The sequence below is a fragment of the Thiocystis violascens DSM 198 genome, from assembly GCF_000227745.2.
GTDB classification, from domain to species: domain Bacteria; phylum Pseudomonadota; class Gammaproteobacteria; order Chromatiales; family Chromatiaceae; genus Chromatium; species Chromatium violascens.
In genome coordinates this window covers 2,188,557-2,201,312 of the sequence record NC_018012.1, presented here as the reverse complement: position 1 = coordinate 2,201,312, position 12,756 = coordinate 2,188,557, and the positions used below count along the sequence as shown (strand labels likewise).

At 64.3% G+C, this 12,756-nt stretch carries 11 protein-coding genes; 8 read left to right on the top strand and 3 right to left on the bottom strand.

The annotated features are described in order from the left end of the window. The first annotated feature begins 33 nt into the window (after positions 1-33). Positions 34-1,299, top strand: a complete 1,266-nt coding sequence (locus tag THIVI_RS09760; RefSeq protein ID WP_014778436.1) for a glycosyltransferase — start codon at positions 34-36, stop codon at positions 1,297-1,299. A gap of 74 nt (positions 1,300-1,373) precedes the next feature. Here THIVI_RS09760 and THIVI_RS09755 read toward each other — a convergent pair whose 3' ends face one another. After that, positions 1,374-2,684: an ABC1 kinase family protein gene (locus THIVI_RS09755; RefSeq protein ID WP_014778435.1), complete on the bottom strand. Its 1,311-nt coding sequence runs from the start codon at positions 2,682-2,684 to the stop codon at positions 1,374-1,376. 415 nt (positions 2,685-3,099) lie between these two features. Here THIVI_RS09755 and THIVI_RS09750 point away from each other — a divergent pair, with 415 nt between their 5' ends. The 3 genes from THIVI_RS09750 (at position 3,100) to THIVI_RS09740 (ending at position 5,449) form a co-directional block, all read left to right on the top strand. Further along, the gene (locus THIVI_RS09750; RefSeq protein ID WP_014778434.1) at positions 3,100-3,393 is read left to right on the top strand and encodes a hypothetical protein; all 294 of its coding nucleotides are present in this window, start codon (positions 3,100-3,102) and stop codon (positions 3,391-3,393) included. Between the two features lie 43 nt (positions 3,394-3,436). After that, a complete protein-coding gene (locus THIVI_RS09745) occupies positions 3,437-4,306 on the top strand; it encodes an SAM-dependent methyltransferase (protein WP_014778433.1) in 870 nt (289 codons plus the stop codon). A 174-nt stretch (positions 4,307-4,480) separates the two neighbouring features. Then, positions 4,481-5,449 carry an SDR family oxidoreductase gene (locus tag THIVI_RS09740; RefSeq protein ID WP_014778432.1) on the top strand — a complete coding sequence of 323 codons (969 nt, stop codon included), beginning with the start codon at positions 4,481-4,483 and terminating at the stop codon, positions 5,447-5,449. A gap of 47 nt (positions 5,450-5,496) precedes the next feature. Here the strand turns inward: THIVI_RS09740 and THIVI_RS09735 are convergent, their stop codons facing one another. Further along, the gene (locus THIVI_RS09735) at positions 5,497-6,255 is read right to left on the bottom strand and encodes an NAD(P)-dependent oxidoreductase (protein WP_157174419.1); all 759 of its coding nucleotides are present in this window, start codon (positions 6,253-6,255) and stop codon (positions 5,497-5,499) included. Positions 6,256-6,602: 347 nt separating this feature from the next. Between THIVI_RS09735 and THIVI_RS09730 the strand changes: the two genes are divergently transcribed. Next, positions 6,603-7,079 (top strand): DUF2269 family protein, encoded by a 477-nt coding sequence (locus THIVI_RS09730; protein ID WP_014778430.1) that lies wholly within the window; start codon positions 6,603-6,605, stop codon positions 7,077-7,079. A gap of 213 nt (positions 7,080-7,292) precedes the next feature. After that, the gene (locus tag THIVI_RS09725) at positions 7,293-8,414 is read left to right on the top strand and encodes a carotenoid 1,2-hydratase (RefSeq protein ID WP_014778429.1); all 1,122 of its coding nucleotides are present in this window, start codon (positions 7,293-7,295) and stop codon (positions 8,412-8,414) included. A 201-nt stretch (positions 8,415-8,615) separates the two neighbouring features. On the opposite strand, the gene crtD is transcribed toward THIVI_RS09725, so the two are convergent. Then, positions 8,616-10,112, bottom strand: a complete 1,497-nt coding sequence (crtD, locus tag THIVI_RS09720) for a 1-hydroxycarotenoid 3,4-desaturase CrtD (RefSeq protein ID WP_014778428.1) — start codon at positions 10,110-10,112, stop codon at positions 8,616-8,618. A 117-nt stretch (positions 10,113-10,229) separates the two neighbouring features. Between crtD and THIVI_RS09715 the strand changes: the two genes are divergently transcribed. Beyond that, positions 10,230-11,099, top strand: coding sequence for a polyprenyl synthetase family protein (locus THIVI_RS09715; RefSeq protein WP_014778427.1), 870 nt, complete (start codon positions 10,230-10,232; stop codon positions 11,097-11,099). A gap of 85 nt (positions 11,100-11,184) precedes the next feature. Continuing rightward, positions 11,185-12,279, top strand: coding sequence for a methyltransferase (locus THIVI_RS09710; RefSeq protein ID WP_342610591.1), 1,095 nt, complete (start codon positions 11,185-11,187; stop codon positions 12,277-12,279). Positions 12,280-12,756: the final 477 nt, after the last annotated feature.

Below are 12,756 nucleotides of genomic sequence, written 5' to 3'. Positions count from 1 at the left end.
CTGGTGCTGGACGCGGTTTAGAGTGAGAGAGCCATGGCCCGTCTTCTCTTTTCGACCATGGGGTCTCTCGGAGATCTTCACCCTTACATCGCGGTGGCCAAGGCCCTGCTTGAGCGCGGACACGGCGCAGTGATCGCCACCAACGGGGAACACCGGCAATCCGTCGAGCGCGCGGGGGTCGGGTTCGTCGAAACGATCCCAACGGCAAGCGTTCAGGGCGACGGTCAGGCGGCCATGGAGCGGATGCTCGCCGTGCTCACTGCGCGCGGGGGCGAAGAGTTCCTGGTGCGCGAGCTGGTGATGCCCCAACTGCGCGAGACCTACCAGGTGATGGTGGAGGCGGCGAGCGGTGTCGATTTGCTGGTCTCGCAGACCCTTGGCATGACAGTGCCCATCGTCGCCGAGCAGCGTCGGCTGCCCTGGGTGGCGACCCTGCTGACACCGATGTCCTTCATGTCGACCTACGACCCGCCGCTGATCCCCTCGGCGGCCTGGCTGTTTGGATTGCGTCGGCTCGGGCCGAGGTTCCATCGCGCGGCGTTCGCCATGGGCAGGAAGCAGGTCTTCGCCTGGGAGGCCCCGCTGCACGCGCTGCGTCGCGAGCTTGGCGTCTCGGCATTGGCCGGTCCGGCCCTGTTCGAGGGGCAGTATTCACCCTATCTGAACTTGGCGCTGTTCGACCGGGCGCTCGCTGCACCGCAGCCGGATTGGCCGGCACGCACCGAGATCACCGGGAACCCGGTTTATGACGGTGAGGCCGATCCGGATCAACTCGCCGAGTTCAGGGCCTTTCTCGCCGAGGGTGAAGCGCCGCTCGTGTTTGCGCTGGGATCCTTGGCCGTGTTGGTTGCCGGTTCGTTCTGGGAACACGCGGTGTCGGCTGCGGTGCGGCTGGGGCGTCGGGCCGTGCTGCTGACCGGGCCGACTCAACTCGGCGAGCTTCCTCCCGGGATCAGGGCGTTCCCCTATTTGCCCTACTCAGCGGTTTTCCCGCATGCGGTCGCGGTCGTCCATCAGGGCGGAATCGGAACCTTGGCGCGGGCCATGCGCTCCGGGCGCCCACAGGTGATCGTGCCCCTGGCCTTCGATCAGCCGGACAATGCCCTCCGCACGACCAAACTCGGCGTCGCGCGCGTGATCCCGTTGCGCAGGCTCACCGCCCCCAAACTGGTTCGAGCCTTGGAACGCGTCCTGAGCACGCCCCGGTATGAGCAGGCCGCGACCCGACTGACCGCTGAACTGGAGCCTGTCGACGGCGCCGCGCGCGCGGCGGAGAGGCTCATCGCGATGCTCGCGTAAGGCTGTATCGATGAACTGGGCGTGAAAGCCGGTCACCTATGCTGTGCCAACATGATTTCATCCGGTCGATTGCCTTACAGATAGGGTTCGAGCAGACGTGGCAGATCCACCCGCGCGCGCAGTCGGCGGCAGAGCATGAAGGCGCCGAGGAACTTGCGGTACAGAAACATGCTGGATGGATCGGGCAACTGGCTGAAGGCGCCCTCCTCGTGAAGTTGCCGACCGCGCTCGTAGATGCGCTTGAACAGGTCGGAGGCGCCGAAATCATAAGGCCCCTGGTGGCGCATCATTTCGCTCGACAGGCGCATGAGATCGAGCATGGCCTCGGTCTGCTCGAGCGGCGTGTCCTCGCGGGCGAAGCCCAGCGCGATGGCGCTCTGGTACATGGCCGCGCGGTCGTCCGCCATCGCGGCCCGGATCAGATCGCGATAGCCGGAGACGATGGCGGGCGGAACCGGGTGGGTGGAGCCGAAATCCAGCAGCACGACGCGGCCGGTGTCGATTTGATAGAGAAAATTGCCGAAGTTCGGATCGGTCTGCACGAGGCTGAACTGGAACAGCTCAAGCAGGACGATTTCCATGACGAGGTTGGCGGCGCGATCGCGGTCATGCCGGGTGAATTCCGGCGCGGCCAGTCGATCGATCGCGATGCCCTCGGCGAAATCCATCGCCAGGATACGCCCGGTACTGAAGTCACGATGCACATCGGGGACGAAGAAATCGGCGCCCTCGCCGACCAGGCCGCGATAGGTCTCCAGCGCGTTGGCTTCGGCCTCGTAGTCGGCTTCCTGGTGCAACTGGCGGCGGGCCTCCGCGAACATCGGTTGCAGATCCATCCCCTTGATGGCGCGGCTGATGAAGACGAGATTATCCATGTCGCTATCGATGCTCTCGCGCACGCCGGGGAACTGAATCTTCAGCGCCAGATGACGTCCGTCTGCGGTCTCCGCGCGATGCACCTGGCCAATGGAGGCGGCCGCGACCGGCGTGAAGCCGAAACGCCGGAAGCGTCGATTCCAGTCCTTGCCGTATTCGGTCTCAAGCAGGGGCGCGAGTTGGCTGAGCGGCATGGACTCGGCGCGATCGCAGAGCGTGCCCAGGATGGCGGCGGCCTCGGGCGTGAGGACGTCCGACCCGTCCATGGACATGAGCTGCCCCATCTTCATCACCGCGCCGCGCATGTGCGCGAGCCGACTCGTGACGCGCTGAAGGGCCGCCGGACTCAGTTGAACGCTGTTCGATGCGCCATTGCCCCGCGCGAGATCGATCAGGCCCCGCACGCCGATGCCAGCCGCGAGGTCGGTGGTCGCGCGCCCGAGATGCCAGAGGCGGTTGACGCGCGTGCTTGGGACGGCGCGACCGCCCGTTAGAGGAGCCTGTGTCATGACATATCCTGAACAGATGTCGAAATTGCTCGCAGGTTTCGCTTTCGTCGCCGGGCTAGAGCCCGGTGGGAAACGCTTGAGACTTGAACCGGGCGATGAAAGCGCTGGCGGCTGAACGCAAGCCTAGCGACGCTCGCTGGTCGGGGGCAATGACAAAACCCCATGACAAGACTGCTGCATGGGCCATGCTTTGTAGCAGGCATCTACTGCGGTGGTTCACCCCTGCCAGCCAGTCCGCCGCTCTTCCGGGCTGCTCCAGACCACCGCGGATCCGCCTTCCTCTGCCATCGACCGCCTTGCCCTCGCACTGACCGGGGGCTTAGTATTGAACCAATACCCGGTCGCGAGCGGTTGAATTTCCTCTTCGGTATCGTTTCGGCACAATGATCGCTTAATAAGGCAGAAGGAAGAGACCATGACTGAATTCTTTACAAGCGGGCGCTCCATCGACTTGGTCCTGTTACTGATTGGCCTGGAGGCGATCCTACTCATGGTGCTGTGGCGGATGGGCCGCTGCCCCTTGCCGCCGCTCTCAACCCTGCTCATCCTCGCCCCCGGTACCTGTCTGTTGCTGGCCGCGCGCGCGGCCCTCTCTGGTGCCGCCTGGGTTTGGATCTCATCCCTGTTCCTCGTTGCGCTTGTCATACACCTGGTCGATCTGCGGCAACGCTGGCAAGAGCGGAGTCGCCTGGACTCGGCCAAAGGTTGACGAGGCAATTGGTTTTCCAGGCCGCCAGTCGAAGGAGGCTGCCATGAGCGAATCCAAGGGTGCATTCAGTGGCGGTGCCGGGCTGATCCCGACCCTGCCGGCGCGCTGGCTTTACCGGATCGCGTCGACCCACGCCTTCACCGAGCGCGGGTTGTACCTGAACCTGGGCTACTGGGACGGGGCGCGGACCATCGACGAGGCCTGCGAGGCGATGGTCGATCTGGTTGGTCGGACGGCCGGCCTCACGAGTGCCGACGAGGTCGTGGATGTCGGCTTCGGGTTCGCCGACCAGGATATCCACTGGATCCGACACTTTTCCCCGCGGCGGATCATCGGCCTGAACATCACGCCTAAACAGGTGCGGGTAGCACGGGAGCGCGTCCGGGAACTCGGCCTGGAGGAGCGGATCGATCTGCGCGAAGGCTCGGCCACCGCGACCGGACTGCCGGACGCCTGTTGCGACGTGGTCATCGCGCTTGAATGCGCCTTCCACTTCGAGACCCGCGAGCGCTTTTTTGCCGAGGCCGCTCGCCTGCTGCGGCCGGGCGGGCGCCTGGTGCTCGCCGACTCGATTCCGACTGGACCCGCTGTCGATCCGTGGCGCCATCCGTTGCGGGCGTTGCTGAACGATGCCGTCCGCGCCGCGCTCTCGGTGCCGCGCGCCAATGTCTACCCGCGCGAGGTCTACGCCGCGAAGCTCGCCGCGGCCGGGTTCGAGGCGGTGCGGGTGAACTCGATCCGCGATCAGGTGCTCCCGGGCTGGTCTCGCGCCCTGGTTGATGATCCGGGGCTGCGCCGGCGGCTTGGCCCCGTGGGCTGGCTGCTTCGCCGCATGTCCAAGACGTCGCTGCATGACGGGTTCGATTACGTCCTGGCCGTGGCGCATCGGCCAACTGCCGGGGCGGTTACATGAGATCCAGGGTGTCGGCGTCCGGCAAGCGAGAGCCAAACCGGCATGTGCGGGAGCGGGTCATGGATGAAACGCGACTCCGCATGCGGGGCCGACTCCAAAAATGTCAATGCAGTGCCTAGGCGTTCCCCGTAACTTGACGCGCATCTACCTCTATTTACTGGAGATCAATGGACGATGGGCTGGACAACTGTCGACATCCCGTCACAACGCGGGCGGCTGGCCGTCGTCACCGGAGCTACCGGCGGGCTCGGTTACGAGACGGCGCTCGCGCTGGCGGGAGCGGGTGCCGATGTCGTGCTGGCGGGCCGCAACGAGACCAAGGCCGCGAATGCCCTGGCGCGCATCCGCGCTGCTCATCCTGGCGCGACAGTGCGCTTCGAGCGGCTCGACTTGGCCTCGCTCGACTCGGTAGCCGCCTTCGCGGAGACGCTGCTTGTCGTGGGTCGTGGCATCGACCTACTCGTCAATAATGCCGGGGTCATGGCGCTTCCCAAACGGCAAGTGACGGTCGACGGCTTCGAGCTTCAGTTCGCCACCAACTATCTCGGTCATTTTGCCCTGACGGCCCGGCTGCTACCGCTGCTGCGGCGCATCCCCGGCGCGCGCGTGGTCAACGTCAGCAGCCTTGCCGCGGATTTGGATTCGATCGATCTCACCGACCTGCAATCGGAACAAGCCTATGTCCCGTTCCGGACCTATGGGATGACCAAGCTGGCGCTGCTGATGTTGGCATTGGAAATCCAGTGCCGCAGCGAGGCCGCTGGCTGGGGGATCGATGGCATGGCGGCCCATCCGGGCTATGCCCGCACCGACATCATCGGCAACGGACCCGCCTCGCGCGGTTTGCGAGCGGTGCTCTGGCGGATCGCGAAGCCGGTCTTGCTTCCGTTCAGCCCGCCGGCTGGGCTAGCCGCCTTGCCGATCCTGTTCGCCGCGACGTCGCCGGATGCGCGAGGCGGCGGGTTCTACGGACCCTCGGGATGGCACGAACTCAAGGGTCCGCCCGGAACGGCCAAGATTCCGACCAAGGCGCTGGACGGCCCGGCCGCCGCCCGTCTCTGGGAGATATCGGAACGGCTGGCCGGGGTGAGGTTCGAGTCAGTGATGCGGCGTTCGGAGCGATCGGCGGCGCCGGTCGCGTGAAAGAATGCCAACGGGTTATCGTCGCGATGGCGAAAGAACCAGAGAGATCAAACCGCGTTTGTCGCAAAATCTCGTTCCGATATGGCGAGTTGCGACAAGACGACCGTCTCCCGCACGTAGCCGCCACCCTCTAGGACTTGGGCAATGAAGTCAGCGAGATCGACCCGGCTGACGGTTCGCTTGCGCCGATCGCCCGAGGTGCTGGCCAGCCAGCGTCCGGTGGCGGCGCCGTCGGTCAGGCCGACCGGTTGGATCAGTGTCCAGTCCAGGCCGCTGTCCTTGACCAGCGTCTCTTGCCGCTCCTTGTCAGCCAACTGCTCGCCCAACTGCAGGACGCGGAACCACAGCCTGAACAATGGCGACAACCTGTCGCGCGTGTCGCCGACACCGTAGGCGGTGGTGCAGATCAACCGCTTGACCGAGGCGGCCGCCATCGCGGCGATCACGTTGGCCGTGCCGACCTCGCAGATGTTGGGATGGGTGTTGCGTTTAACTCCCAGCCTGGCTCCCAGCTTCAGGACAACGGGGTTGAGGGAATCGCCCAGGCTGACCACGACGGCATCCTGACCGGCCACGGCGGACGCCACATCGACGGCGTTCATGGCATCGCCCACGATCATGGAGATTCCTTTCTGTGCGGGGAGCTTCGCCGGACTGCGTCCAAAGGCAGTCACCTGATGTCCCGCCGCCAGCAAGGTCAACGCGACCGCGCGCCCGGCCTTGCCGGTCGCGCCGAAAACAACGACTTTCAAAATAAGCCTCCTGATATCGGGTTGATTCGCAGGGACCAAGACCGCTTCGGCCATCGCCGAAGCCAATCCCAATTGGCCCGCGTCGGCGCAAACGGATTTTTGCGGAGGTGCAGTTTAGCACAACGACGCCGACAGTCGCCCAGTCGGTACCGTATAAATACCTATGCAGGGCGCCTGTCCGACACTAGAATAACTCGCCAGCGGTGCGGTTTTAGGCCCGTCCAGCGGTGTGTTTCGCCGCATCGAGGTTGACGATGTCTTCCTGAGCAGGCCTGATAGGCTCCCGAATCATCCGATCATTCTCCAGCCACCGACGCATATTCATGACAATACTGCCCGCGTCAGCGCCCTTGGGGGATCGGTACCCTTCTCTCCTCTAAACTTTGCGGTGAGTGTCAATTATGTTGTATGCATTTTTCAAATCCATACATATTCTAGGGCTTGTCTTGATGGCTGGAAATGTCACGGTCACCGCCCTCTGGAAGGTGTTTGCCGATCGCACGAACAAGACGCAAATCATGGCGTTCGCCCAATGGTTGGTGACGGTGACTGACTTTTCGTTTACCCTCTCGGGCGGTTTTTTGATGGTTGTCGGTGGCTACGGCGCGGCTTACGTGGGTCACATGTCGGTGATCGAAACCCCCTGGATCGTCCTCGGCCAACTCATGCTGGCGTTGGCGGGGGCCGTTTGGCTGGGTATTCTCGTGCCGATTCAGGTCAGGCAGGCACGTTGGGCGCAGGATTTTGCGGTCATCGGCGAGGTGCCGCCAGAGTATCGAAAAGACAGCCGCACCTGGCTGATCTGGGGCCTTCTCTCGACGGTGCCGCTGCTCGCCGGTCTGTATTGGATGGTGGCCAAGCCGATGAGCTATTGGTGACGCGAAACTGCGTCCAGCGCGATATGCGTAATTTTCAGTTTGTGTTTAGCACTGGGGATTTCACCAGCCTCAGTGGAGACGCGGTTTGAAATTTTATATTATTTAATATCTTAAACCGCGCCAACTCTGGTGATCGTCGATGGTGCCAAGGCCGACCCAATCTAAAAACATCGCATACCGCACCGGGCGCGGTTTAAATTCGGAGATGGCTTTATGCGAGGAATAGACTTTCGGCAACCTGGCGCGCCGCTGGCTGACGATGCATCGCTAGCTGGAGGCAATGAAGGCAGCCAGACCCACGGCGTTCGAGATGACGCCTCCCCGCAAGGGGCTGGGCGCGCCCCTGGTGCCGAGGGTATCCATGGCGACGAACTCGCGCTGGCGGGTGGCTGCGAGCCTGGCTGCGGACCGCGCTTCGACGCGCCGGTCATGCCGGAGGGCTATCTTTGGTGGTATGTCGACGCCTTCAGCGACGACCGGCGGCATGGGATCACGCTGATCGCGCAGGTCGGCAGTTGCTTTTCCCCCTACTACGCCTGGGCGCGCCGGCGCGGCGACAGCGATCCGCTGAATCATAACTCGCTGAATGTCGCGCTCTACGGCGCGTGCAAACGCTGGAGCATGACCGAGCGGGGCCGCTCCGCGCTACGGCGGGACGCTTCCCGGCTGGAGATCGGGCCAAGCGCGCTGTCCTGGGACGGCACCTGTCTGACCATCCGGATTGAGGAAATCGCGGTGCCGATTCCCCGGCGCATCCGCGGCACGGTCAAGCTGTATCCGCGCACGGTGGCCGGCCAGCCGTATTTTCTGGATGGCGCGGGGCGCCATCGCTGGGCACCGATTGCCCCAGGCGCGCGCGTCGAGGTGCAACTCGACCAGCCGGCCCTGAGTTGGGCGGGCCACGGCTATCTCGATTCCAACTGGGGCAGCGAACCGCTGGAGAAGGCGTTCCGCTACTGGGAGTGGTCGCGCGCCGAGCTAAAGGATGGCGGCACCGCAGTCCTCTATGACGCGGCGCGGCGCGATGGGCACCGGACAGAGCTGGGCCTGCACTTCGATCCGGCGGGCGACGTGGAACGGATCGATGTGCCGCCGCACGCGACGTTACCGACCACGGCCTGGCTGATGCAACGCGGCACCCGGGTGGACCCGCAACAGACCGCGCGCGTGACCGAAACCCTGGAGAACACACCATTTTACACGCGGTCCGTGCTGGAGACGCACCTGCTCGGCGAGCCGGTGACCGCGATGCATGAGAGCGTGTGCCTCGACCGCTTCGACTCGCGCTGGGTGCAAGTGCTGTTACCGTTCCGGATACCGCGGGCATTGCGCTGAATGAAGGTCAGGGCTCCGCATGGATGGAAAAGGATCGTGAGCTGGCGTGGCTGGATCAATACCGTAGGAGCCCGCTTGCGGGCGACGTGACCCGCCTAAATACCTTACGTGTGCCCCACCCGTCGCCCGCAAGCGGGCTCCTACGGGTTTAGCGCTTGGTAAAGTCATTTCCGGAATTCGCCTAATTGCCAGGTATGACTGTCAGGTCGAACCGATGTCCGCAAGCAGGCTCGCGGCCGCCAGCCGACCCGACAGCGCCACCATTGGCACGCCCGCGCCAGGATGCACGCTGCCCCCCGCCAGATACAAGCCCGGGATCTTGCCGCGGGAAGCCGGTCGCATGAAGGCTGCCGTCCAACCGTGGGTCGCTTGACCGTACAGGGCACCCCCGGTGGCCGGGAAGAGGCGATTAAATACTTCGGGTGTCGTGACCAGGCTGTTCTCGGGGTGTCTGTGCACCCGCAGACCACAGCGTTGCAATAGGGAGAAGACCCGCTCCTCGCAGTGCTCGATCTCCGAAGCGTCGAATGCATGCCTATCGCCGGTGGCAGGGGCGTTCAACAGGCATAACAGTCGCTCGGGTTTGCTCGGGACCGTCTCGTCGCGGTCGCCGCGATCCTGAGCACAGACGTAGACTGTCCCCTCCCGTGGGGTGCGGGAGCGGTTGAAGAGATCATCGAATTCGGCGGCGTAATCCCGCGCGAAAAAAACATTGTGCCGAAGTAACGGGAAACCCTCGGTCTCGGCCACCAGATTCCAGGTGATCGCCGAAAGGGATCTGCTGTTGGGCCGGGCTGGGGTGACCGCCTTCGCGACCCGTGCGCCGAGTTGACCCTTGGACAGGGCGGCGACGTCGCCATTGAACACGACGGCATCGGCGGCGATGGTTTCTCCGTTGGCAAGCCGGACACCGGCCGCTCGCCCACGTTCGACCAGGATTTCCGACACGTCCATCTCGTATTGAATGGTCGCGCCAAGTGCTTGAGAGAGCCGTGCCAGCGCGACGGCGGTTTGATGCATCCCGCCCTCCACTAGCCAAACGCCTTGCTGTTCCACATGGGCGATCAGCATCAGCGTCGCCGGGGCCAGGAACGGGGACGATCCGCAATAGGTGGAGTAACGGCCGAACAACTGGCGCAGTCGCTGGTCTTTAAAGTACACGCCCAATGTCCGCCACAGGCTATCGTAGGGCTTGATGTTGCCCAGACTTGCGAATCCGTTTAGCCCGCAGCGACCGAGCAATCCCAACGGGCTGGGTCGCGAGGCGCGGATGAAGGGCGCGTCCAGGGTTTCATGGATGGCCCGGGCCTGCTTACAGAAGGCGCGATAACCTTCGGCGGCGGCGGCGCCGGCGAAATCCCCGATGGCGTTGACGGAGCGCTCCTGGTCGGCGAACAGGTCCAGACGCTCATCCTCGCTCCAGGCGTGGCGTGCTAATATCTCAACCGGTCGGAGTTGCAAATAGTCGGCAAGCGAGACGCCGGCCTCCGCGAAGATCTCCTCGAACACCCAGCGCATGGTAAAGACCGAAGGCCCGGCGTCGATCCGACGACCGCCAACGATGACCTCGCGCATCTTGCCGCCCGGTGTTTCCGCGCGTTCGAGCACCCTGACCTTGAGGCCGTGCGACGCGAGCTGAACGGCGGTCACGAGACCTCCGATCCCGGCGCCGATGACGATCACGCTTTTTGTGGGCATCTGGCTACGGCCTCTTTTGATTCGCATTGACGCCTAGGGCGTTGATGTCTATTGTAGATGACACTATTAAGTGTCAATCATTTCTTACATATGAAAGCGGTTACCGGGGGATCACCGATGGATGCCACCACGAGAATCGAGCGGGCCTTGGCCGCTGCAATAGACACGGTGGCCATCGCCGGCTGTCCGCCTCGCTTGGCCGAGGCGGTTCGCCATGCGGTGTTTCCCAGTGGTGCGCGGGTCCGCCCGCGCCTCTGTCTCGCGGTCGCCGCCGCGTGCGGAAGCCGCGATTTCGCGGCGGCCGATGCCGTCGGTGCGTCGATCGAGCTGCTGCATTGCGCCTCGCTGGTGCATGACGATCTGCCCTGTTTCGACGATTCTCCCTTGCGTCGCGGCATGCCCTCCGTGCATCGCGCCTTTGGCGAGCCGCTGGCCGTGCTGGCGGGCGATGCCCTGATCATCCTGGCTTTCGAGCATCTGGCGCGCAGTCTCGCCGCGACGCCCGAGCGCCTCGGGCCTCTGCTGCTGACCGTCAGCCGCTCCGTGGGCATGCCCTTCGGGATCACCGCGGGTCAAGCCTGGGAGTGCGAGCCGCGCGTGTCGGTCGAGGATTATCACCGCGCCAAGACCGGCTCCCTGTTCGCTGCGGCCACCGCCGCCGGCGCCCAAGTGGCGGGCGCGGACGCGGATGCCTGGCGGGTGGTCGGCGATCGCATCGGCGAGGCCTATCAGGTCGCGGACGATCTGCGTGACGTGGCCGCGAGCGCCCAGGAAGTCGGCAAGCCGGTTGGCCGCGACGCCCTGCTCAACCGTCCGAGCGCGGCAGGCGAACTGGGTGTCGACGGCGCCATCGATCGGCTCCGGCAACTGGTCAAGGGCGCCATCGACGCGATTCCGGCCTGTCCGGGCCGCGATCAGTTGGCCGAGGTGCTGATGGCGGAGTCCCGGCACATCATGCCGAAGAACCTGGCTCAGCGGGCGGCCTGACCGTTCCTCCTGTCTCCTTGAACGCCGCGGGCTGTGTTGTGCGTGTGTCATAGGTAACCTCTCCGTGCGGATTCCCGATCGCTGGTTGACCCTTCGTAATCGTGTGCTCGCGAATCCCCGCTTTCAACGGTGGGCCGCGAGTTTTCCCCTGACGCGACCCATCGCCCGTCGTCGGGCGCGCGAGCTGTTCGATATTGTGGCCGGGTTCGTCTATTCCCAGATCCTGTTCGCCTGCGTGCGTCTGCGTCTGTTCGATCTGTTGTCCGAGGGGCCGCAAACGGCCGATGAGGTGGCGAAACGTCTCGCTTTGCCGCCCGATGGCGCGCGCCGGCTCCTGCGCGCGGCGGCCAGTCTGCGTCTGGTCGAATCGCGGGGCGCGGATTGCTATGCTTTGGGCGAACTTGGCGCGGCCATGATGGGAAATTCCGGTATCACGTCCATGATCGAGCATCATGCGATGGTCTATGCCGATCTGAGCGATCCCGTTGCGCTGCTGCGCGGCGAGGCCGAGCGGCACGATCTCAAGGATTACTGGGCCTATGTCGGCGCCGATGCGCCGGCGTCCGCGCGAGATCAGGCCGTCGGCGGCTATACCGACCTGATGGCCGACTCCCAGCAGCTCATCGCTGGCGAAGTGCTCGATGTCTATTCGCTGAAGGATCATCGCTGTCTGCTCGATCTGGGCGGCGGCGACGGTACCTTCCTGGTCGCGGCGGCCAAACGCTGGCCGCATCTGCGCGTCATCCTCTTCGATCTGCCCGCCGTGGCGGACCGTGCCCGCGCGCGTTTCGAGCGTGAAGGGCTGGCGGATCGCGCCACGGCGGTCGGTGGCGACGTGCTGCGCGATCCCCTGCCGGAAGGCGCGGATCTCGTCTCGCTGGTGCGGGTGCTCCACGATCACGATGACGCGGTCGCGCAGGCCATCATGGTCGCGGCCCGGCGCGGTCTGCCGCCTGGTGGGACGCTGATGGTGGCGGAACCGATGTCCGGAACCCCGGGCGCCGAGCCGATCGGCGATGCCTATTTCGGTTTCTATCTGCTGGCGATGGGGAGCGGACGTCCGCGGACGCCGCGCGAACTGGAACAGATGCTGCTGGTTGCCGAATTCGATCGGGTACGCGCGGTGTCGACGCGTCAGCCGATCCTGACTCAATTGCTGCTGGCGCGGCGGGCGGGGTAGAAGGTCTCGTTTTGACGTAGGAGCCCGCTTGCGGGCGACTTGCGGGCCTGCGGGTTTGCTTGCGGGCGACGGGGGTTGGCAGACCTAAAGGCTTTTGGCGTGTCATGTCGCCCGCAAGCGGGCTCTACGATGACGGATAACGCTAAGGTGATTTTTGGCAAAGTTCATACCTAAATTGCAACCGTTCGTGGTGACATTGCAGCCGTTCGTGGTGACATTGCAGCCGTTCGTGGTGACATTGCAGCCGTTCGTGGTGAGCTTGTCGAACCATGAACGGCTGCAATGTCAGCCTCGGAGCGCGATTTCCGGTCATCCTTCGACCCTTCGGCTCCGCTCAGGACTCAGGACGAACGGAAATCGGTAAAGTCTTTCCCGGAAATCACCTAAAATGAGAACGGCTTGGGCAAGGGACGATCGCGGAATCCAATTGATTTCCGGGATAGACTCCACCGATTTTCTGTTCGCGCCCAGCCTTTC

Excerpts from the sequence above, each read along its gene's own strand:
- THIVI_RS09760 (WP_014778436.1), top strand. The coding sequence starts at position 34 with ATGGCCCGTCTTCTCTTTTCGACCATGGGGTCTCTCGGAGATCTTCAC.
- THIVI_RS09755 (WP_014778435.1), bottom strand. The coding sequence starts at position 2,684 with ATGACACAGGCTCCTCTAACGGGCGGTCGCGCCGTCCCAAGCACGCGC.
- THIVI_RS09750 (WP_014778434.1), top strand. The coding sequence starts at position 3,100 with ATGACTGAATTCTTTACAAGCGGGCGCTCCATCGACTTGGTCCTGTTA.
- THIVI_RS09745 (WP_014778433.1), top strand. The coding sequence starts at position 3,437 with ATGAGCGAATCCAAGGGTGCATTCAGTGGCGGTGCCGGGCTGATCCCG.
- THIVI_RS09740 (WP_014778432.1), top strand. The coding sequence starts at position 4,481 with ATGGGCTGGACAACTGTCGACATCCCGTCACAACGCGGGCGGCTGGCC.
- THIVI_RS09735 (WP_157174419.1), bottom strand. The coding sequence starts at position 6,255 with ATGGCCGAAGCGGTCTTGGTCCCTGCGAATCAACCCGATATCAGGAGG.
- THIVI_RS09730 (WP_014778430.1), top strand. The coding sequence starts at position 6,603 with ATGTTGTATGCATTTTTCAAATCCATACATATTCTAGGGCTTGTCTTG.
- THIVI_RS09725 (WP_014778429.1), top strand. The coding sequence starts at position 7,293 with ATGCGAGGAATAGACTTTCGGCAACCTGGCGCGCCGCTGGCTGACGAT.
- crtD (WP_014778428.1), bottom strand. The coding sequence starts at position 10,112 with ATGCCCACAAAAAGCGTGATCGTCATCGGCGCCGGGATCGGAGGTCTC.
- THIVI_RS09715 (WP_014778427.1), top strand. The coding sequence starts at position 10,230 with ATGGATGCCACCACGAGAATCGAGCGGGCCTTGGCCGCTGCAATAGAC.